Here is a 21,239-nt window from a genome sequence, read left to right on the forward strand (position 1 = left end):
TAGAGGTGTATGGACGGGTCTTGCGGGTTACTTCGGCAGCCAGCCGAGGCCCGCGACGGTTTCCGTCTTCGGTTTGTATTCGCAGCCGATCCAGCCCGAGTAACCGAGCTTGTCGATATAGTCGAACAGGAACGGATAGTTGATTTCGCCGGTGCCCGGTTCGTTGCGGCCCGGATTGTCGGCCAGCTGGATGTGGGCGATCTTCGAAAGGTTCGCCTCGATCGTCTTGGCGAGGTCACCTTCCATGATCTGCATGTGATAGATGTCGTACTGGACAAAGATATTGTCCGTGCCGACTTCATCGATGATCGCCAGGCACTGCTTGGTCGTGGTGACGAAGAAGCCCGGAATGTCGCGGGTGTTGATCGCCTCGACGAGAAGCTTGATGCCGGCGGCCTTCAGCTTCGGCGCCGCGTATTTCAGGTTGGCGACAAGCGTCTTGTGCGCGGTCGCGGCATCGACATCCTTCGGAATGCCGGCAAGGCAGTTCACCTGCTTGCAGCCGAGCGCGGTGGCGTATTCGATCGCCTTGTCGACGCCAGCCTTGAATTCGTCGACGCGATCGGGAAGCACGGCAATGCCGCGCTCGCCGCCGCCCCAATTGCCGGCCGGCAGATTGTGCAGAACCTGGGTGAGATTGTTCGCCTTCAGCTTGGCGACGATTTCGTCGGCCTTGAAGTCGTAGGGGAAGAGATACTCCACGCCTTTGAATCCGGCTTTTGCAGCGGCATCGAAGCGGTCGAGAAAGCCGACTTCGTTGAAAAGCATAGTCAGGTTAGCCGCAAATTTCGGCACAGGCGTCCTCCCTCAAATGTAAATACAATCGGGCGAAGCCCGGCCGATTACTCGGCCGGGATGCTCTCCGGGGCGAGATCGAGGACGTCCTCGAACTCGTTGATCTTGTCGATCTCGGTGCCCATGGCGATGTTGGTCACGCGCTCGAGAATGAACTCGATCACGACCGGCACCTGATGTTCCTTCATGAGTGCCTCGGCGCGCGCGAACGCGTCCTGGAACTCGTTCGGCGATTTCACGCGGACCGCTTTGCAGCCGAGGCCTTCGGCCACGGCGACATGGTCGACGCCGTAAGCGCCCGTCTCTTCTTCGGTGTTGATGTTATCGAAGGAGAGCGACACCTCGAAGTCCATGTTGAAGCCGCGCTGCGCCTGGCGGATGAGGCCGAGATACGAGTTGTTCACGACGACATGCAGGTAAGGCAGCTTGTGCTGCGCGCCGACCGCAAGTTCCTCGATGAGGAACTGGAAGTCATAGTCGCCCGAGAGCGCAACGATATGCGCATCCGGACGCGCGGCGCGCACGCCGAGAGCTGCGGGCAGCGTCCAGCCGAGCGGGCCGGCCTGGCCGCAATTGATCCAGTGGCGCGGCTTGTAGACGCGCAGGAACTGCGCGCCGGCGATCTGCGACAGGCCGATCGTCGTGACATAGACGGTGTCCTTGCCGAACGCGGTGTTCATTTCTTCATAGACGCGCTGCGGCTTCAGCGGGACGTTGTCGAAATGCGTCTTGCGTTGCATGCGGCGCTTGCGGTCGAGGCAGTCGGCCGCCCATTTCGAACGGTCCTTGAGCTTGCCCTTCTTCTTGAGATCCTTGGCGACCTCAACGAAGAGCTCAAGCGCGGCCTTGGCGTCGGAGACGATGCCGAAATCGGGGCCGAACACGCGGCCGATCTGGGTCGGCTCGATGTCGACATGGATGAATTTGCGGCCGGCGGTATAGACCTCGACCGAGCCGGTGTGGCGGTTGGCGAAGCGGTTGCCGATGCCGAAGACGAAGTCCGAGGCCAGCATGGTCGCATTGCCGTAGCGGTGGCTCGTCTGCAGGCCGCACATGCCGGCCATCAGGTCGTGATCGTCCGGGATCGTGCCCCAGCCCATCAGGGTCGGGATGACCGGAACGCCCGTCAGTTCGGCGAACTCAACCAGAAGTTCGGAGGCGTCGGCATTGATAATGCCGCCGCCGGCGACGATCAGCGGGCGCTCGGCCTCGTTGAGCATCTGGATGGCTTTCTCGGCCTGCTTGCGCGTCGCCTTCGGCTTGTAGACCTGCAGCGGCTCGTAGGTATCTTCGTCGAATTCGATCTCGGCCGTCTGCACGTCGACCGGAAGGTCGATGAGGACGGGGCCGGGGCGGCCAGACCGCATCAGATGGAAGGCCTGCTGGAACACCATCGGTACAAGGGCCGGTTCACGGACCGTGACGGCCCATTTGGTGACGGGCTTGGCGATGCTCTCGATATCGACGGCCTGGAAGTCCTCTTTATAGAGGCGGGCGCGCGGCGCCTGGCCGGTAATGCAGAGGATCGGAATGCTGTCGGCCTGGGCCGAATAGAGGCCGGTGATCATGTCCGTGCCGGCGGGGCCGGACGTGCCGATGCAGACGCCGATATTGCCGGCAACCGCACGGGTATAGCCCTCGGCCATATGCGAGGCGCCCTCGACATGACGGGCCAGGACGTGGCCGATCGAGCCACGGGCTTTCATCGCAGAATAGAGAGGGTTGATGGCGGCGCCGGGGACGCCGAAGGCGAGTTTGACGCCTTCCTTCTCCAGGACACGGACGGCCGCGTCTACGGCGCGCATCTTGGCCATGTGCAATTCCTTCACGCTGACGGCGCCCCGCTGTAAGGGAGCCACTTTATTATTGATGGAGATTTTGTTCGGGCTAGGCCGTGCCACAATCAGCCCGGGACCGCAACACGAAAGTAACACTAGCGTGAGCGGCCTGCGGTCTCACCCCGGGGGAAGGCGCAGCCGGAAACCCTATGGGAGCCAAAATGTCGCTCCCTTTCAGCCAAAAGTAGACGTGAATACGCCCTCAGTTTGCGATATTGCCATCGCCAAGGCACGCAATATACTGCGCGCGCTTTAGCCGGACCCATTAACGGGCCGGCAGGGCACGAACCCGCATCCGCGGGTTGCTGGGATCCGCCGGTCAAGAGCGGACGAGACTGGGAGAGAGAGAACGCGATGAAGAAAGAGCTATCCCGAATTGCGTCTTGCGGTGCGGTGGCTGCGGCTGCTGTTCTTGCGCTGACGGTGAGTGCGTCTGCGCAGTGGAAGCCGACGAAGACGGTTGAGTTTATCGTGCCGGCCGGCACGGGCGGCGGCGCCGACCAGATGGCGCGCACGCTTCAGGGTGTTATTCAGAAGCACGAGCTGATGGATCAGTCGCTTGTTGTTCTGAACAAGTCGGGCGGCGCCGGCGGCGAGGGCTTCCTCGACGTTAAGGGCTCGGCCGGCAATCCGCACAAGATCATCATCACGCTGTCGAACCTGTTCACGACGCCTCTGTCGACGGGCATTCCGTTCAGCTGGCAGGACATCACGCCGGTTTCGATGCTGGCGCTTGACGAATTCGTCCTGTGGGTGAACTCGGAGTCTCCGTACAAGACGGCGGGCGATTACCTGACGGCTCTGAAGGCGTCCAAGCCGAACGACTTCAAGATGGCTGGTACCGGCACCAAGCAGGAAGACCAGATCATCACGGCGGCTCTTGAGCAGACGACGGGTGCGAAGTTCACCTATGTTCCGTTCAAGGGCGGCGGCGACGTCGTCACGCAGCTGGTTGGCGGTCACGTGACCTCGACGGTGAACAACCCGATCGAAGCGGTTGCCCAGTGGCGCGCCGGCAAGGTCCGTCCGCTGTGCGTGTTCGACAAGGAACGCCTGAAGTACACCGACAAGGTGACCTCGGACATGGCCTGGTCGGACATCCCGACCTGCATCGAGTCCGGCATCAACACGGACTATCTGATGCTGCGCGGCATCTTCATGCCGTCGGGCGTGGACCAGGCTGCGGTCGACTTCTATGTCGACCTCTTCAAGAAGGTCGCTGCGACCGACGAATGGAAGTCGTTCATGGCCAAGGGTGCGTTCAACACGACCACTCTGAGCGGAGCCGAATACAAAGCTTGGGTTGCTGACGCGGAAGCGCGCCACAAGGACCTGATGCAGAAGGCCGGCTTCCTGAAGTGATCTGACGAGATGAGAGAACGCCCCCGGCTCCACTGAGCCAGGGGCGTTTTTTTCTGTGAGAGCAAAAGTTAACTGAACCTGACTGTTGTCAGGGTTCAGCAAAAGGGAGCTGAACCTGACTGTTGGAAGGGTTCGGCAACAGCACTGAACCCGGCTGTTGCCGGAGTTCAGAAGAACAATGGTTTCTTCCGGCTCTTCAGCGTGCCGGGTTCTTCTTCCGGTCCCGGGATAGGGGGCGGACCTTGAGTGTCTTCGGGGCCTGTACATACAGGTCCTGAGGTTTTGGGGTGTACGGCCGTCCTGAGGATGGGCCGTCTTTTGAAGTTTTGAGGGGGTCAGATGAGCAAGCATAGCAGCGCACCGGGCGAATACACGGTGTCGTACCGCTCGGTCGACGCGGTCGTGGCGCTCCTTTTCATGGCGCTGTCCTGCGTCGTGATGTGGGACAGCTGGGGCATCGGCGCCAAATGGGCGTCGGATGGTCCGCAGGCGGGTTACTTCCCGTTCTATATCGGGCTGATCATGTTTATCGCGAGCTTGGGTACGCTCGTGCAGTCGATCATCACGAAGACGCCGAACCTTGAGACCTTCGTCGAGAAGGGCCAGCTCAAAATGGTTCTGGCGGTTCTCGTTCCGACGGCTGTGTATGTTGCGGCGATCCCGTTCCTTGGCCTTTACGTGGCCGGCGCGATCTTCATCGCCTTCTTCATGGTGGCGATTGGCAAGTACAACATCCTGAAAGCGATCCCGGTCGCGATCGGCGTGCCTTTGGCACTCTTCATCCTGTTCGAGATCTGGTTCCTCATTCCGCTGCCCAAGGGCCCGGTTGAGAACTTCCTCGGCTACTGACGATCAGTCTCGCCGCGGCAGGGGGTCTGCTGCGGCGTCATTTGAGTTTCACAAAAGAACAGCGCCACTAGAAGTCCTTCAGCCCTTAAGGCAGGACCGGCGCTCCGGAGGGGGTCTTGGACGCGTTATACTCACTCATTGAAGGCTTCGGCGTTCTCGGCGATCCGTGGAACATTTTCTACATGTTCCTCGGCGTCACACTGGGCGTTCTCATCGGCGTGCTGCCGGGTCTTGGCGGCGCCAACGGCGTTGCCATCCTTCTGCCGCTGACATTCTCGATGTCGCCGGTGTCGGCGATCATCATGCTGTCGTCGATCTATTGGGGCGCGCTGTTCGGCGGCGCGATCACCTCGGTCCTGTTCAACATTCCGGGCGAGCCCTGGTCTGTTGCGACGACCTTTGACGGCCATCCGATGGCGCAGAAGGGACGGGCCGGCGAAGCGCTCACAGCAGCCTTCACCTCGTCCTTCCTCGGCGGCACGGTGGCGGTCCTTCTGATCACCTTCCTTGCGCCGATCATCGCGGACTTTGCGCTTGAATTCGGCCCGGCCGAGTTCTTCGGCGTCTATCTTTTGACCTTCTGCTCCTTCGTGGGCATGGGCAAGGAATCGCCGTTCAAGGTTCTGGCGGCGATGATGCTCGGCTTTGCTCTTGCCGCGGTCGGTCTCGACTCGGTGACGGGCACGCTGCGCATGACGTTCGGCACGGTCGAGCTGCTGCGCGGCTTTGACTTCCTGATCGCGGTTATCGGCCTGTTCGGCGTCGGCGAGATTCTGCTGACGATCGAAGAAGGACTGTCGTTCAAGGGCAAGTCGGCGACGATCTCGCCGACCGTTGTCTGGCAGACCTGGAAGCAGATCCCGCAGCATTGGGCGACGATCATCCGCGGGGCGGTCGTCGGCTGCTGGATGGGCATCACGCCGGGCGGCGCAACGCCGGCCTCGTTCATGTCCTACGGTCTGGCCAAGCGCTTCTCGAAGCGTGGCCGGTTCTTCGGCACGGGCGAACTCGAAGGCGTTGTGGCGCCCGAGACCGCGGCGCATGCCGCCGGTACTTCGGCTCTGCTCCCGATGCTGACGCTCGGCATTCCCGGCTCGCCGACGGCGGCCGTCATGCTCGGCGGTCTTCTGATCTGGGGTCTTCAGCCGGGTCCGCTTCTGTTCGTCGAACAGAAGGAATTCGTCTGGGGTCTGATCGCCTCGATCTATCTCGGCAATATCGCGGGCCTTCTCGTCGTTCTGACGACGGTGCCGCTGTTTGCCTCGATCCTGCGCATTCCGTTCTCGATCATCGCTCCCGTGATCCTCGTGATCTGCGCGGTCGGTGCGTACACGGTGCACAATGCGTTCGGCGACGTTGCCGTCATGCTGTTCTTCGGCCTGCTCGGTTACGTGTTCAAGAAGCTGAACTATCCGCTGGCGCCTCTGGTTCTGGCGCTGGTGCTTGGCGATATGGCTGAATCGGCCTTCCGTCAGGCCATGCTGGTCAGCCAGGGCGACCTCACGGTCTTCTGGTCGAACTGGCTTGTCGGCGGTCTTGTGACGCTCGCGCTGCTGATGCTGTTCTGGCCGGCGATCTCGTTCCTTCTCGGCCGCCTGCTCGGCAAGAAGGGCGGCGCCGACGAGGATGACGGTCAGGTTGAGACCAAAGCCGTCTGATCGACGTCAGACAACGTAACGACAAAGCCGGGCGCGCAAGCGCCCGGCTTTTTGTTTTGAGCCTGTGCTCCGATTTTTGGTTGCTGAACCCTCGCAACAGCGAGGTTCAGCCAGCCAACTCCTCAAGGCGGAGCGCAATGAAGTCTCTGATCGAGACGACGCCGATAAGCGTCGTGCCGTCGATGACGGGCAGATGGCGCACATAATGGCGGTCCATCAGCTCGAGCACGATTTTGAGATCATCGTTCGGATGGCAGGAGATGACCTTGCGCGACATCAGAGCCGAGACCGGCTTTTTGAGTGCGGCCGCGCCATGCTCGACGACGGCGTGCAGAAGATCGCGTTCTGAGAACATGCCGACAATCGTGTCGCCTTCGGTGCCGACCGAGTCCTTGACGACCAGCGCCCCGACATTCTCCTTGCTGAGGAGACGCGCCGCCGTCTCGACCGGCTCGTCCATGCGCGCCGTCAGAATGCGCGTGCCCTTCTTCCTCAGGAGTTCGGCGACCTTCATCGGATCTCCTTTTTGCCGAACCCTCGGGTGACCGAGGTTCGGATTCTCCGTTTCAACGCTTGCCGAAGGGTGAGGGGGGGAGGGTGCCTCTGTCAAACCGAAGCCCGCTCCGGAGAGACGTTGCCCCCTTTATTCGGTTTTGGTGCCGGAGGCTGCCAGGGCCCTTGCCGGCCCGAACCGGCCGATAAGGGCCAAGTCCTTGAACCGGAAACCGTTGCTGCTCTTGGAGCGGTGGGGTCTTAACGGACGCTCCGCCCTGTGATCGGAAGGGCATGACATTGGTGTGAATCTGATTGCGTGCGGCTGTGGCATACAGTAGACCATATGCGCGCATCGCGTCCCGCGGCCGCCCGTTTGAGGCAGGCTTTTAAAGGGCGCGTTCCCGTGGGAATTTTGATCTTTTGCAGCAGCTTGCGTCACCGAAGCTCCATGTGGAGCCCTTGGGCGTCAATGTCAGCCTGCGGGTTCTGGCCTATGACGCCTTGAAGAAGGCGATCATGGGCATGGACATTTACGGCTCCGAGCAGCCGATCCGCCTTGATGAGCGCCAGCTCTCGGCGGAGCTTGGCGTGTCGCGCACGCCCATCCGCGAAGCCATTACACTTCTGGAACAAGAGGGCTTTGTGCGCTCGGTGCCGCGGCGCGGCATTTTTGTGGTCCGCAAGACCAAGGCGCAGATCCTCGAACTCATTACCGTATGGGCAGCGCTTGAGAGCATGTCGGCACGGCTGGCGGCAGCGCGCGCCAGTGACAAGGACCTCGTTCAGCTGAAGCGCGTCTATGGCGGCGATGAGAGCGAAGACGATGTCTCCGAATATTCGGAGAAGAACGTCGCCTTCCACCAGGCCATCATCCGGCTCGGCGGCAACAAGCAGATCATGGATCTGTCGGACAATCTTATTTTGCACATGCGGGCGATCCGGGCGGTGTCGATCCGCCAGGAGGGCCGCTTTGAGACCTCGCGGCGCGAGCATGCGGGGATCATCGCCGCGCTTGAAGCGCGCGATGGCGACCGGGCGGAACGGCTGGTGCGCGAGCACACTCTGGGGCTCGGCACGCATGTCGAACGGCATGGAGTTTTTCCCGAGTAAAGGGCCGGTTTAAGGCCCGTACGCGGGAGGGGGAGGGGGTGCCTCCGCAATCGTTACAGTCCGGGTTCGGGCCTGTCCGATTACGGTGGCATTCAAGGGCCAATTCGGCTATGGGCGAGCCTGCGCTAAGCCCCCGAAGAGGCGACGGCAACGATTTTTGAAGGAGGACGTCCATGGTGACGGCTGTGGAGACGGTAAAAGAATTGGCTGCGAACGCCGAGAGCCAGCAGGAGTTGACGGACGGCTTCCATCTGGTCATCGATGCGCTGAAGCTGAACGGCATTGAGACGATCTACGGCGTCCCGGGTATTCCGATCACCGATCTTGGACGTCTGGCGCAGGCGAACGGCATGCGCGTCATCTCGTTCCGCCACGAGCAGAACGCGGGTAACGCGGCTGCCATCGCCGGCTTTCTGACGAAGAAGCCGGGCATCTGCCTGACGGTGTCGGCGCCGGGCTTCCTCAACGGCCTGACGGCTCTGGCTCACGCCACCACAAACTGCTGGCCGATGATCCTGATCTCGGGCTCCTCGGAGCGCGAAGTGGTCGACCTGATGCAGGGCGATTATGAGGAGATGGATCAGCTGGCGATCGCAAAGCCGCTCTGCAAAGCGGCCTATCGCGTTCTGCACGCCGAAGACATCGGCATCGGCGTTGCCCGCGCGATCCGCGCGGCGGTGTCGGGCCGTCCGGGCGGCGTCTATCTCGATCTGCCGGCCAAACTCTTCAGCCAGGTTCTCGAAGCCTCGAAGGGCACTGAGAGCCTTGTGAAGGTGATCGATGCGGCCCCGGCCCAGATCCCGGGCCCCGATGCCGTCAAGCGTGCGATCGATGTGCTGAAGGGCGCAAAGAAGCCTCTCATCATTCTCGGTAAAGGTGCTGCGTATGCGCAGGCCGATGCGGAAGTGCGTACCTTCGTCGAGAAGAGCGGCATTCCCTTCCTGCCGATGTCGATGGCCAAGGGTCTTCTGCCGGACAACCATCCGCAGTCGGCCGGTGCTGCCCGCTCCACCGCTCTTCTGGAATCGGATGTCGTCGTTCTCGTCGGCGCCCGTCTCAACTGGCTGCTCAGCCACGGCAAGGGCAAGCAGTGGGGCCCGAAGGGCTCGAAGAAGTTCATCCAGATCGATATCGAGCCCAAGGAAATGGATTCGAATATCGAGATCGCAGCGCCGCTCGTCGGCGATATCGGCTCGGTTCTGAACGAGCTGAACAAGGCGATCGACGGCAAGTGGCAGGCGCCGCCGGCCGACTGGGTCAAGACGATCAACGACAAGAAAGAGCAGAACATCGCCAAGATGGCGTCCAAGCTCGGCAAGAACTCCTCGCCGATGGACTTCCACTCGGCGCTGGGTGCCCTCAAGCAGGTCATCAAGGAGCGTCCGGACGCGATCCTCGTCAATGAGGGCGCCAACACGCTCGATCTGGCCCGCGGCATCATCGATATGTACAAGCCGCGCAAGCGCCTCGATGTCGGCACCTGGGGCGTCATGGGCGTCGGCATGGGTTCTGCGATCGCAGCGGCCGTCGAGACCGGTCTTCCGGTTCTGGCGGTCGAAGGCGACAGCGCCTTCGGCTTCTCAGGCATGGAAGTCGAAACGATCTGCCGCTACCAGCTGCCGGTGACGATCGTCATCTTCAACAATAACGGCATCTATCGCGGCATCGACAAGGACCCGACGGGCCGCGATCCGGGCACCACGGTGTTTGTGCCGGATGCGCGCTACGACAAGATGATGGAGGCCTTCGGCGGCAAGGGCTATTACGCCACGAGCCCCGACGAGCTGAAGCGCATGGTCGATGAGGCCATGAACTCAAAGAAGCCGGCCCTCATCAACGCCGTCATCGACCCCGAAGCAGGCTCCGAATCCGGCAATATCGGAAACCTCAACCCGCAATCGGTCGTCGGTAAGAAAAAGGCCTAAATTCCTTTACATCCCGGGCGGGCTTCAACCCTCGCCCGGGATGTTTATATGAGGCCTCACGGTGCCTTGAGACCGTGCAAAACGAAGAAAGAGTGCGAGAGAAGCGCGCCGCTGAAGGAGGTTCCGACGACTGGCAGCTGAGAAAAAAATCGGCTAGCTAATCGCCACGATTTCCACCCTGCCGGGCCTCACCGCAAGGCAGAGAAATTCGCTCCCGGACGGCAGCGTCCGGGATATCAGGTTCAACGCTGAATAAGGGAAACTGACCCATCATGACAAAGCCGCTTGAAGGGATCAAAATCATCGACTTCACGCACGTCCAGGCCGGTCCGGCCTGCACGCAGCTTCTCGCCTGGTTCGGCGCCGACGTTATCAAGGTCGAGCGTCCGGGTGCCGGCGACGTGACGCGCTCGCAGCTGCGCCACGTGGAAGGCGCGGACGCGCTCTACTTCACCATGCTGAATTCGAACAAGCGTTCGCTGACGCTCGACACGAAGACGCAGGAAGGTAAGGACGTCCTCACCAAGCTCATCAAGGAATCGGACGTCATGGTCGAGAACTTCGGCCCCGGCGCTCTCGACCGCATGGGCTTCTCCTGGGACAACATCCAGAAGATCAATCCGGGCATGATCCTCGCTTCGGTGAAGGGCTTCTCGGACGGCCATCACTACGAAGATCTGAAGGTTTACGAGAACGTCGCGCAGTGCGCCGGCGGCGCTGCGTCGACCACCGGTTTCTGGGACGGCCCGCCGACCGTGTCGGCTGCCGCGCTCGGCGACTCGAACACCGGTATGCACCTTGCGATCGGCATCCTCACGGCGCTGCATCACAAGAACAAGACCGGCAAGGGCCAGAAGGTCGCCGTGTCCATGCAGGACTCGGTGCTCAATCTCTGCCGCGTCAAGCTGCGCGACCAGCAGCGTCTGGATGCCATCGGCTATCTCGAAGAGTATCCGCAGTATCCGCACGGCTCGTTCTCGGACGTCGTTCCGCGCGGCGGCAATGCCGGCGGCGGCGGTCAGCCGGGCTGGGTTCTGAAGTGCAAGGGCTGGGAAACCGACCCGAACGCCTACATCTACTTCACCATCCAGGGTCATGCCTGGGCGCCGATCTGCAAAGCTCTCGGCAAGGAAGAGTGGATCGAGGACGCGGCCTACAACACGCCGCGCGCCCGTCAGGACAAGATTTTCGATATCTTCAAGACGATCGAAGACTGGCTCGCCGACAAGACCAAGTTCGAAGCGGTCGACATTCTGCGCAAATTCGACATCCCGTGCTCGCCGGTTCTGTCGATGAAGGAAATCGCCGAAGACAAGTCGCTGCGTGAAAGCGGCACCGTTGTCGAAGTCGACCATCCGCAGATCGGCAAGTATCTGACGGTCGGCTCGCCGATCAAGTTCTCGAACTACAAACCGGAAATCGTGGCTTCGCCGCTCCTCGGCCAGCACACGAACGAAGTGCTTGCGGGTCTCGGCTACAGCCAGGAAGACATCACCAAGCTGCACGACCTCAAGGCCGTCTGATACGGTTCTTCAGGTACGCACAAGAAAGGCCGCTCTCACGAGCGGCCTTTTTCTTTTGTACGGAGAGAGACAAACAAAAAGGGCGCCGATCAAGCCGGCGCCCTTTCCATTCGATGCGATGGCTCAGAGTTCGACGGTGTTGTCGAGCTGGCCGATGCCGTCGATGATGATCGAGACCTGATTGACGGGCTCCTTCATCGAGCCTACGCCGACCGAGGTGCCGCATTCGATCAGATCGCCCGGATGAAGCGTCATGTCGTGCGAGAGCAGCGAGACGAGCTTTGCTGCCGAGAAGATCATGTCGGAGATCGCATAGTTCTGACGCTCCTGACCGTTCAGGATCGTCTTCACCGTCAGCGTTTCCGGCTTCACATCGGTGGCGATGACCGGGCCGAACGGCCCGAAGCCGTCGCAGCCTTTGGCGCGCGCCCACTGAGGGAAAGTCGGGTCCTTCTGGATGATGGCGGCGGCGGTAATGTCGTTGACGACGGTGTAGCCGAAAATGTGCGAGGCGGCGTCGGCCTCAGACACATTCGTCGCCTTCTTGCCGATGACGATGCCGAGCTCGCCTTCGAACACGACGGGGCCGTCATAGTTCTTCGGCTTCTTCACGACCGCACCGGGATCGGTGATCGAGGAGATCGATTTCAGAAGGAACAGCGGCTCGGCGGGTTCCGCCACGTTGAGCTTTGCGGCAAGCGCATGAAAATTGTTCCACATCGCGATGATTTTCGTCGGCTCGCAGGGCGAGCGCAGCTTCACATCGGAGAGCTTGAGCGTCTCTCCCGTCGGCTTAGGATTATCGAACAGCGAGCCGGAATGAACGGCGATTGCGCCATCCTTCAGCGTGCCGATGGCGGTCTTGCCGCCATGGTCAAAACGGACCCAGTGCGCCATATGCGCTCTCCCCTCCAAAAATGCTGAACACTACTTTTGCGGCCGGTTCTTTTTATTCGCTGCCGACCTGGAAAATACGAAGCAGGTTTGTCGAGCCGGACTGCGCAAACGGCATGCCGGCGGTCACCGCCATGATGTCTCCGTCCTTCACGGCGTCGTACTTTTTCGCGACATCGGTTGCGAAGGCGACGATCTGTGAGACCTTTTCGAGATCCTGCGTAACGACGGCGCTGACGCCCCACACATAAGACATGCGGCGCGCGACTTCGATCTTCGGCGTCAGGCAGAAGATCGGAACGAGCGGACGCTCGCGCGCGGCGCGCAAAGTCGTCGAGCCCGAGGTCGTGTAGGTCGCGGCGGCGGCGAGCGGCAGAACGCTGGCGACAGTGCCGAGCGAGGCGCAAATCGCATCGGCGATCGTGCCGCGCGGCGCCGGACGCGAGGTTTCGATCAGGCGCTTATATTCCGGATCCTTTTCCGTCTCGACGACGATCTTGCTCATCATCGTCACGGCTTCGATCGGGAATTTGCCGGAGGCGCTTTCGGCCGAGAGCATGACGGCGTCCGCACCTTCATAGACGGCGGTCGCAACGTCCGAGGCTTCGGCGCGTGTCGGTGTTGGCGTGTGGATCATGCTTTCCAGCATCTGCGTTGCGACGATCACCGGTTTTCCGTATTCGCGCGACAGCTTGATCATGCGCCGCTGCACGGCTGGGATTTCTTCCGGCTGCATTTCGACGCCGAGATCGCCGCGCGCCACCATGATGCCGTCCGAGGCATCGACGATTTCCTCAAGGCAATCGACGGCGGCGGGCTTTTCGATCTTCGACATGATCAAAGCGCGATCGCCGATCAGTTTGCGCGCATCGTGCAGGTCCTGCGCGCGCTGCACGAACGAGAGCGCGATCCAGTCGGCGCCATTGGCGAGGCCGAATTCGAGGTCGCGGCGGTCCTTTTCGGTGATGACGTCGAGCGGCAGAACCGCGCCGACAACGCTGACGCCCTTGCGTTCGGACAGAACGCCGCCGGTGATGATCTTGCCGATCATGTAGTCTTTGCCGTGTTCGGCGACTTCCATGCGGATCTTGCCGTCATCGAGCAGGATCTGAACGCCGGGCTTGGCGGCCGCGAAGATTTCCTTGTGCGGAAGATAGGCGCGCGTTTTGTCGCCGGGCGCAGAGTCAAGATCGAAGCGGAACGTCTCGCCGTTCGCGAGCGTCACCGGGCCGTCCTTGAAGGTACCGACGCGCAGTTTCGGGCCCTGCAGATCGAGCAGGATGCCGATCGCAACACCGGTTTTCTTTTCGAGGGCGCGGATCGCCTCAAAGCGCGCTTTGTGATCTTCATGCGTGCCGTGGCTCATATTGAGGCGGAACATGTCCACCCCGGCATGAAACAGCTTTTCGAGCATTTCGGGGCTCGATGAAGCAGGCCCGACGGTCGCGACGATTTTGGCTTTGCGGTTGCGCATGTTTTTTACAGCGGGCGCGGCGCCCGCTCCCTTCAATCAGCTGATTATTATTGCACGGAAATCATTGACGTTGGTCAGCGTCGGCCCGGTGACGACGAGGCTGTCGAGCTTGCTAAAGAAGCTGTAGCCGTCATTGTCGGCAAGGGCCGCTTTGGCGCTGACGCCGAGCTTTGCGGCGCGGGCCAGAATATCGTCGAGCGCGATCGCGCCGGCATTGTCCTCGCTGCCGTCGATGCCGTCGGTGTCGGCGGCGATGGCATGCACGCCCGGCAAGCCGTCGAGGGCGACAGCAAGCGCGAGCAGGAATTCGGCGCAGCGGCCGCCGCGGCCTTTGCCGCGCACCGTCACTGTAGTTTCTCCGCCGGACAGCAGCACGCAGGGGCGTTTTGCCGGCTGTCCGTATTTTTCGACCTGGCGGGCAATGCCGGCCATGACGCGTGCGACTTCGCGCGCTTCGCCTTCGATGGCATCACCGAGAATGAGGGGCGTATAGCCCGCTTTGCGCGCGACTTCGGCAGCAGCTTCGAGAGAGAGCTGCGGCGTTGCAATCATCTCCAGGACATTGCCCTCAAGGCTCTTGTCGCCGGGCTTGATGCTTTCTTCCGCGCCCTTCTCCAGATGATCGATCGCGGCTTTCGGCTCGGCGATCTTGTATTTGCGGACGATGGACAGCGCGTCGGCGAAAGTCGTCTTGTCGGGCACGGTCGGGCCGGAGCCGATGACGGACGGATCATCGCCCGGAACGTCGGAGATCAGCAGCGAGACGACTTCGGCCGGATGGGCGGCCGCCGCAAGGCGCCCGCCTTTGATGGCCGAGAGGTGCTTGCGCACGCAGTTCATCTCATCGATCGAGGCGCCGGAGGCGAGAAGCGCCTTGTTGATCGCCTGCTTGTCGGCGAGCGTCAGATCGCCGGCGGGAAGCGGCATCAGGGCCGAGGCGCCGCCGGAAATGAGGGCGATGACGAGGTCGTCTTTGGTCAGTCCCTGCACCTTGGCGAGGATCTTGCGGGCGGCGTCTTCGCCGTTCTTGTCGGGGACCGGGTGCGAACTCTCGAGAATTTCGATGTGTTTGCACGCAACGGCATGGCCGTAACGAGTGACCACGACGCCCTCAAGCGGGCCCTGCCAATGGTCCTCGACCGCTTTGGCCATGGCCGCTGAGGCCTTGCCGGCGCCGATCACGATGGTACGGCCCTTGGGGGGCTTGGGGAGGTAATTCGGAACGATCACAGCCGGCAACGCCGCTTTGACCGCCGCATCGAACATGGACAGCAGCAGGTCTTTTGGGGTCACGGCGAGATCGATTTTTGCGGGCTGGCCCGGTGCCATTTTTGCCTTCCACCAGGGAAGCAGTTTTGTGGCGGAACTACCCGGCAAATTCAACCGCGGAACCGGGACCGCGGCAAAAAGGCTTCAAACCAATGTTTTAACCGGTTACGACAATCCGCGTCGATGCCTTGCCGTAGGAAGAGACGAGCCGGAACAGGGTCTTGGCATTGGCAGGGTGAAGCCGGATGCAGCCATGCGAAGCGGGGCGGCCGAGCGCGCCGATCGAGGTCGTCCCATGGACCGCCCAGCCCTCGGTGAAGAACATCGCATAGGGCATAGGTGCGTTGTCGTATTTGCGCGAATACCACATCGTGTGCATGCGCTTGATCGAGTAATTGCCGAGCGGCGTCTTATAGCCTTTGGCGGCCGTTGAGACCTTGAACTGATAGGTCAGCTGCTCGCCGACATAGACCCGCATCACCTGTTCGGCTTTCGAAATGCGGACGGTGACGGCGGCGTCCGCGGGACGGGCGAGGACAAGACCGAGAAATGCGACGGCAAAAGCTGTAAAGCGCAGCATCTTCAAAAGCCCCATTCGACCCCGGCAGAATAATTGCCAAAGCCGAATGGCTCGTAAAGGACGCGGGACGCGTCCGCGCATCTTTACATGCCGGATCGGTTGCAGCGCTGGTTCGGAACCAATGCAGGAGCTCCGGGCTTCCTTAGCCGTGTCATGCACCGTTCACAGACGGCGCGGGGAGGCTTCATGAAAGAGATTTCAATCCTGTCTTTTGCCGCGCTCGCTTTTGCAGCAACCGGAGCCGATGCGGCCGATGCCGATTTTCTGAAGCGTTTCGGCGGCTCTTTCGCCGGGCAGGGCGGCGTCCGCACTGCCGCCGACTCGAGCCCCTGGAATGTGAAGTGCAAGGTTTCGGGCTCTTCGACCGAAAGCTCGGTCTCGCTCGACGGCACCTGCACGGCCGCTGCCGTCGTTACGCGCAAGATCGGCGCGGATCTCAAGGTCGATTCGGCGGGCACCTATACGGGCACCTATACAGGCTCGAAGATCGGGCCGGCCGCGCTCTCGGGGCGGCGCCAGGGCGATAGTGTTGTTCTGAACGTCACCTGGCCGAAGCCCGTCAATGGCGACACTAAGGCCGTGATGACCATCACCCCGACCGCCAATGGCTTCACCTTCGCCGTCGACGATCTCGACCGCCCGGGAGGCAGCAAAGTGCGGATGACCGATATAAGGCTGGCCGCCAACTAGGGCCGAACGACAAAAGCCGCAGGATGAACCCGCGGCTTTTTGCGTCTTCAGCGAAGAGAAAGAGGCGACTGGAGCGGGCGAAGGGATTCGAACCCTCGACCCCAACCTTGGCAAGGTTGTGCTCTACCCCTGAGCTACACCCGCACGCTGCCAGTCAGTCCCGCGGCGGCCGCGCCGCGAGGGGCGTTCTATGCCCCAGAATATCGGCCAATGCAACGCCGTTCAGGCCCTCACCCGAGAGCAAGTTTAAGGGAAGGACGGCCCCGCCGCATCGTTAACCGGGGCGGACTGCCCTTTCCGGTCAAACGCTTGTGGCCGATACGCCACGGAGGTGAATTCACCTCCGGGTTCAACCGAATGGCTGACGCGGCGAAGGATTACCCCCGTCATCTTCCACGCGAACCAGGTTGTGGGGGATGCGGGGATGGTGCGGTTCGGAGCGGTTTCGGGACGGCAGGGGCAGCTCAGGGCGCTGCTGCTGGGGTCGGTCGCGGCCGGTGTCTTTGGGCTGACGGCGCCGGCCGTGGCCGAGCCGGACGCCTGCGTCATCGTCGCCAATGTCGCGACCTGCAGCGGCAATCAGTCGGGAGGCGTCCGTGAGGCCGAGTTTCCGAACACCACCGATACATTGATCATCGAAAATGTGACGAGCGATATCGGATCGACCGGCAACGATAATGGCGTCCGCTGGGCTCCGGGTAACTTGGGCAATACCGGGCCCTTCAACGTTATCAGCGATACCGGCGAATTCGCCATCCGCGCGCAGAGCAGCGGCTTCAGCCTTGCCAATGTCGATGGTCAGAACGTGTCGCTCGATCACACGGGGAATATTTTTGCAGGCGCTAGAGGCGTCGAGGCCTCCTCCAGAGGCTTCATCGCGAATGCGACGTCAGCCGGCGATGTCTCTGTAGCTGTGGAAGGCAACATTGTCAGCGAAGGCATCGGCATCAGCGCACTCTCGCAGTTCGACGACGGCGATGGCGATAGCGGCGATGCGATCGTGACCTTCTTCGGTGACATCGTCACCGAAGGCGATGACGCAATTTCCGCCTTGAGTATTGCCAATCACAACGGCGATTCCGGCGACGCCATCATCACCAGCGTCGGCATTATCGGCGGGGGGATATTCGCGAGCTCCGGCGTCGCCGGGGACGGGAACGCGGGCGATGCGCAGATCCAGTTCAGCGGCCGTCTAACCCAAGGCTCCATCGTTGCCCGCTCTGTTGTTCTTGGAGCAGGCAACGCAGGAGCGGTAGAGCTTTCGGCCTTCGGAGATATTCAACAAGGGGGATTGAGTGCGGAGTCGGTTGCAATAGACGGCATAGCCTCGGCAGTTTCCGTTGAGGCGGATGTAGATATCGCGACAGTCGGCACGGCCATTGTTGCGCGATCACTCGGCACCACAGGTCAGGGAGATATCGACGTCGCAATTTCCGGCGGACGCGTGAACGGCGCGAGCACCGGGGTTGCGATCGAAGGCGGTGCAGCGAACTCGCTCTCAATCGATACGGATGCCACGCTGCTGAGCGCCGGAACGGCGATTTTTGGCGGTACCGGCGACGAGAGAATTTTCAATGAAGGGCGCGTGCAAGGAAATGTCGATCTTGGCGCGGGTCTCAATGATTTCAACAATGGCCTGTCGGGCGTCTTCAATACGGGAACGGTGATCGATCTCGGCGCCGCAGGTTTTCTGAACAATGGCGGGTTTGTCTCGATCGGCGGGTCAAATTCCGTGCCGGTGACCGCGGAACTTACCGGCGGTTATGTGCAGGACGGCTTTCTGCGCGTCGACATCGCCGGAGGCACATCCGATCGTCTGAATGTGTCTGGAAGCGCCACTCTCGACGGCTTCGTGAACGCGACGGTGCATGGACTTATCTCGCAGACTCAGCAGTTCACCATCCTGTCCGCAGTGGGCGGTATCACCGATAACGGCATCGGCATCGAAGACACATTCGTCTTCGACTTCGATCTTTTCGTGAACGGCAACGATCTCATTCTCGAAGTCTCGGCGGACTTTACGCCCGCCGATGCCATTCTGACGCCGAACCAGCAGGCGGTGGCGGACCATCTCGACGATGCCCTTACGGCAGGAGGCGGCAATCTCGGCGCCGTGTTCGCTCATCTCGGCAATCAGCCGGATGCCGCTTCTTTCGCCGCGGCGCTCGACCGTCTGCATCCCGAGCCTTATCTCGCGCAGACTCAGAGCCTTCTGTTTGCAAATCTCAATTTTGCCGACGGTCTGATGAGCTGCCCCGTCAAGGGCGAGACGGCGGTCAGCAAATATCTGTCCGAAGGCGAATGCGGCTGGATCCGCTACAATGCCCGCCGCATCGAAGCCGACCGCACGGCGGAAAATATCGGCATCGAAGAGGATGTCTGGGGCGGATCGGCCGGTGCGCAGAAAGAGATCGCGCCAGGCCGCTTCATCAGCTTTGCCGCCGGCTACGACAAAATCGATCAGACGGTCGATGACCGCGCCTGGGCCGATGGCGATGTCTTCCACGCGGGCGTCGGCGCAAAATTCGTGCGCGGCAGCTGGCAGCTCTCGGCAGCGATCAGCGGCGGCTATGCGCAATACGACACGACGCGGTTCGATGTCCTGCCGGGCGTGAACGCCGAGGGCGATGCGCGATATGGTTTTGCGTCCGCGCGCCTGCGGGCCGCCTATCTGTTCGAGCGCGAGAGCTTCTATGTGAAGCCCCTCGTCGATATGGACGCGACCGGCATTCATCGCAGCTCGTTCCACGAAGAAGGCGCGGGCGGCGCAGGTCTCGACGTCGAGGGTGGTACCGATATCCTCGTGTCGCTTGCGCCTGCGGTCGAGATCGGCGGCGAATATGCCGTGGGCGGGAATACCGTGCGGCCGTTCCTGCGCGCCGGAGTGCGCGCGTTCAGCGAGGATGAGCTCTCGGTGTCGGCGACGTTCTACAGCCTGCCGCAGCTCGAACCTCTGACGGTGACGACGCCGCTCGATCAGGTCATGGGGCAGGTTTCGGCCGGGCTCGATCTCGTGCGCGATGAGCGCTTCGATGCGCGTGTCAGCTATGACGGCATGTTCGGCGACCGGACGGTGCAGCATGCCGGCAATGTGAAGCTGAGGGTGAAGTTTTGACGTATCTCCGATGCTTGTCACGCCGCCGCAACGGCGTGCGGCATCGTGGCGACGTGCGGTTCGATAGCCCCCCGCTTCCCACCTCGCACGTCGCCACGTTCATTCGACGAACCGGAAGCCCAGAATGCCGCGCGCAACGCCCATCGGGTGTGCGGCAGCGCAGCGGCGTGCACGGCTCGGCGCCCCTATGCCAGGTCGCTGCACGCCGCTGTAGCCATAAGGTCTCCAAGCCAAATTTGTGTTTAGCGGTGGATGCAATCCGGACTCGACAAACGCTGAGTTTCCGGATTTGTCGAAGGTCTGGAACGGCGCCCGGGGGTTGAATTATTGGGCGCTGTGTATGTGCGGGGCGGCGTTATTCGATGCGCCGTTAAAACTTACATCGAATACGACTGTTCTCGGGGGATGGTGGGGACGTCGGGAGAGAAAAAGTGCGTAATCCTGGAGAGCTATCAGCCGATTGTCTGACGCAAATAGTGCCTGTGTGCCCGAGCGATACGCGGCTTCAACCGAAGAGCGCGTACCGCATGACGACCGAACTGTCCGATCTGATCGGCCGCATTTACGACACTGCGCTTGAACCCGATCTTTGGCCGGAGGTTCTCGCCGAAGCCGCGCGCTTTCTGCCGGGCTATGCGGCGGCGCTGATGATCAAAGGCGGCGCCGATCAGAGCGGGCTCATCCATTATGACGACGGCGGCATAGATCCGCATTACAAGCAGCTCTATTTCGACCGATACATTAATTTCGATCCGACGCTGTGCGGTAACTTCTTTGCCGATCCGGATGCACCCGTCGCGGCAACGGATGTCGTGCCCTATCCCGTATTTACGCAGACCGGCTTTTTCCGCGACTGGGTCGAGCCGCAAGGTCTGGTCGATTTTCTCTGCGCGATGATCGACAAGTCGCCATCTGGCGCGGCGATCTTCAGCATCTTCCGTACGAAGCAGCAGGGCATGGTCGATGACGGTGCGCGCGAGCGCATGCGTCTTCTGATGCCGCATATAAGGAGATCTGTTCTGATCGGCCGGACCATCGGCTACGGGATCTCCCGCGCGGAAACCCTGGCCGATACGCTCGATAGCGTCAGTTCGGCGGTCTTTCTCGTCGGAGCCGGCGGGCGGCTTGTCGAAGCCAATGCGGCCGGCCATGCAATGATCGCGGAAGGATCGGTGCTGCGGGCGGGGACGGGACGACTGATCGCGGGGGAAGCTGCCGCGGACCGCTCTTTGCGCGAAGCGTTCAGTGGCGCGGAGACGGGCGATGCGGGTCTCGGCACGCAGGCAATTGCGGTGACACTCGTCTCGCAGGACGGGCTGAGTTATATCGCCCATGTTCTGCCGCTGACCTCCGGCGCGCGCCGTTCTGCCGGTGCGGGCTATGCGGCGGTTGCCGCGGTGTTCCTGCGCCGCGTGCAGCTCGACGGGCCGGCCATGCCCGAGGTCATTTCGAAGATGTACGGACTGACGCCGACGGAGCTGAAAGTGCTTCTGGCTGTGTTCGAGGCGGCGGGCATCAACGATATCGCCGACGCGCTCAAGGTATCTCCGGCGACGGTGAAGACGCATCTCAGCCGAATTTTCCTGAAGACCGGCACAAAACGTCAGGCCGATCTCGTCAAACTCGTCGCCGGGTTCGCCGCTTCGACGCGGCTTAGCTGAA

General features: G+C 61.6%; 16 protein-coding genes and 1 tRNA gene. 9 read left to right on the plus strand and 8 right to left on the minus strand.

The window, feature by feature from the left end; genetic code table 11:
* Window positions 1-27: 27 nt before the first annotated feature.
* Both hyi and gcl read right to left on the minus strand, forming a co-directional pair.
* Entirely contained in the window at window positions 28-795 is a 768-nt protein-coding gene (hyi, locus tag IZ6_RS01290; protein WP_222876228.1) for a hydroxypyruvate isomerase, read from the minus strand.
* 47 nt (window positions 796-842) lie between these two features.
* Window positions 843-2,609 (minus strand): glyoxylate carboligase, encoded by a 1,767-nt coding sequence (gene gcl, locus IZ6_RS01295; protein ID WP_222876229.1) that lies wholly within the window; start codon window positions 2,607-2,609, stop codon window positions 843-845.
* A 378-nt stretch (window positions 2,610-2,987) separates the two neighbouring features.
* Between gcl and IZ6_RS01300 the strand changes: the two genes are divergently transcribed.
* From IZ6_RS01300 to IZ6_RS01310, 3 genes are all read left to right on the plus strand, one after another.
* On the plus strand, window positions 2,988-3,995 hold the full coding sequence (locus tag IZ6_RS01300) for a Bug family tripartite tricarboxylate transporter substrate binding protein (protein ID WP_222876230.1): 1,008 nt from the start codon (window positions 2,988-2,990) through the stop codon (window positions 3,993-3,995).
* 339 nt (window positions 3,996-4,334) lie between these two features.
* Window positions 4,335-4,844, plus strand: coding sequence for a tripartite tricarboxylate transporter TctB family protein (locus tag IZ6_RS01305; protein ID WP_222876231.1), 510 nt, complete (start codon window positions 4,335-4,337; stop codon window positions 4,842-4,844).
* Window positions 4,845-4,960: 116 nt separating this feature from the next.
* Window positions 4,961-6,502 carry a tripartite tricarboxylate transporter permease gene (locus IZ6_RS01310; protein WP_222876232.1) on the plus strand — a complete coding sequence of 514 codons (1,542 nt, stop codon included), beginning with the start codon at window positions 4,961-4,963 and terminating at the stop codon, window positions 6,500-6,502.
* A 106-nt stretch (window positions 6,503-6,608) separates the two neighbouring features.
* Here the strand turns inward: IZ6_RS01310 and IZ6_RS01315 are convergent, their stop codons facing one another.
* Window positions 6,609-7,016, minus strand: a complete 408-nt coding sequence (locus IZ6_RS01315; protein ID WP_222876233.1) for a CBS domain-containing protein — start codon at window positions 7,014-7,016, stop codon at window positions 6,609-6,611.
* Window positions 7,017-7,417: 401 nt separating this feature from the next.
* Here IZ6_RS01315 and IZ6_RS01320 point away from each other — a divergent pair, with 401 nt between their 5' ends.
* The 3 genes from IZ6_RS01320 (at window position 7,418) to frc (ending at window position 11,555) form a co-directional block, all read left to right on the plus strand.
* Window positions 7,418-8,107 carry a GntR family transcriptional regulator gene (locus IZ6_RS01320; protein ID WP_225873963.1) on the plus strand — a complete coding sequence of 230 codons (690 nt, stop codon included), beginning with the start codon at window positions 7,418-7,420 and terminating at the stop codon, window positions 8,105-8,107.
* A 173-nt stretch (window positions 8,108-8,280) separates the two neighbouring features.
* A complete protein-coding gene (gene oxc, locus IZ6_RS01325; RefSeq protein WP_222876234.1) occupies window positions 8,281-10,032 on the plus strand; it encodes an oxalyl-CoA decarboxylase in 1,752 nt (583 codons plus the stop codon).
* A gap of 272 nt (window positions 10,033-10,304) precedes the next feature.
* A complete protein-coding gene (gene frc / locus IZ6_RS01330) occupies window positions 10,305-11,555 on the plus strand; it encodes a formyl-CoA transferase (protein WP_222876235.1) in 1,251 nt (416 codons plus the stop codon).
* A 123-nt stretch (window positions 11,556-11,678) separates the two neighbouring features.
* Here frc and IZ6_RS01335 read toward each other — a convergent pair whose 3' ends face one another.
* From IZ6_RS01335 to IZ6_RS01350, 4 genes are all read right to left on the minus strand, one after another.
* On the minus strand, window positions 11,679-12,452 hold the full coding sequence (locus IZ6_RS01335; protein ID WP_222876236.1) for a fumarylacetoacetate hydrolase family protein: 774 nt from the start codon (window positions 12,450-12,452) through the stop codon (window positions 11,679-11,681).
* A gap of 52 nt (window positions 12,453-12,504) precedes the next feature.
* Window positions 12,505-13,923 carry a pyruvate kinase gene (gene pyk, locus IZ6_RS01340; RefSeq protein WP_222876237.1) on the minus strand — a complete coding sequence of 473 codons (1,419 nt, stop codon included), beginning with the start codon at window positions 13,921-13,923 and terminating at the stop codon, window positions 12,505-12,507.
* Window positions 13,924-13,959: 36 nt separating this feature from the next.
* Window positions 13,960-15,252 (minus strand): glycerate kinase type-2 family protein, encoded by a 1,293-nt coding sequence (locus IZ6_RS01345; protein WP_222876238.1) that lies wholly within the window; start codon window positions 15,250-15,252, stop codon window positions 13,960-13,962.
* Between the two features lie 97 nt (window positions 15,253-15,349).
* Window positions 15,350-15,772 (minus strand): L,D-transpeptidase, encoded by a 423-nt coding sequence (locus IZ6_RS01350; protein ID WP_225873964.1) that lies wholly within the window; start codon window positions 15,770-15,772, stop codon window positions 15,350-15,352.
* 186 nt (window positions 15,773-15,958) lie between these two features.
* On the opposite strand from IZ6_RS01350, the gene IZ6_RS01355 reads away from it, so the two are divergent.
* A complete protein-coding gene (locus IZ6_RS01355; protein ID WP_222876240.1) occupies window positions 15,959-16,462 on the plus strand; it encodes a hypothetical protein in 504 nt (167 codons plus the stop codon).
* Between the two features lie 69 nt (window positions 16,463-16,531).
* Here IZ6_RS01355 and IZ6_RS01360 read toward each other — a convergent pair.
* Window positions 16,532-16,606: transfer RNA gene (locus IZ6_RS01360), tRNA-Gly, on the minus strand.
* Between the two features lie 280 nt (window positions 16,607-16,886).
* Here IZ6_RS01360 and IZ6_RS01365 point away from each other — a divergent pair.
* On the plus strand, window positions 16,887-19,577 hold the full coding sequence (locus IZ6_RS01365) for an autotransporter outer membrane beta-barrel domain-containing protein (RefSeq protein ID WP_222876241.1): 2,691 nt from the start codon (window positions 16,887-16,889) through the stop codon (window positions 19,575-19,577).
* A 527-nt stretch (window positions 19,578-20,104) separates the two neighbouring features.
* Window positions 20,105-21,238 (plus strand): helix-turn-helix transcriptional regulator, encoded by a 1,134-nt coding sequence (locus tag IZ6_RS01370; protein WP_222876242.1) that lies wholly within the window; start codon window positions 20,105-20,107, stop codon window positions 21,236-21,238.
* The last annotated feature ends 1 nt before the right edge of the window (window position 21,239 follow it).

Source organism: Terrihabitans soli (assembly GCF_014191545.1).
Taxonomy (GTDB): domain Bacteria; phylum Pseudomonadota; class Alphaproteobacteria; order Rhizobiales; family Methylopilaceae; genus Flaviflagellibacter; species Flaviflagellibacter soli.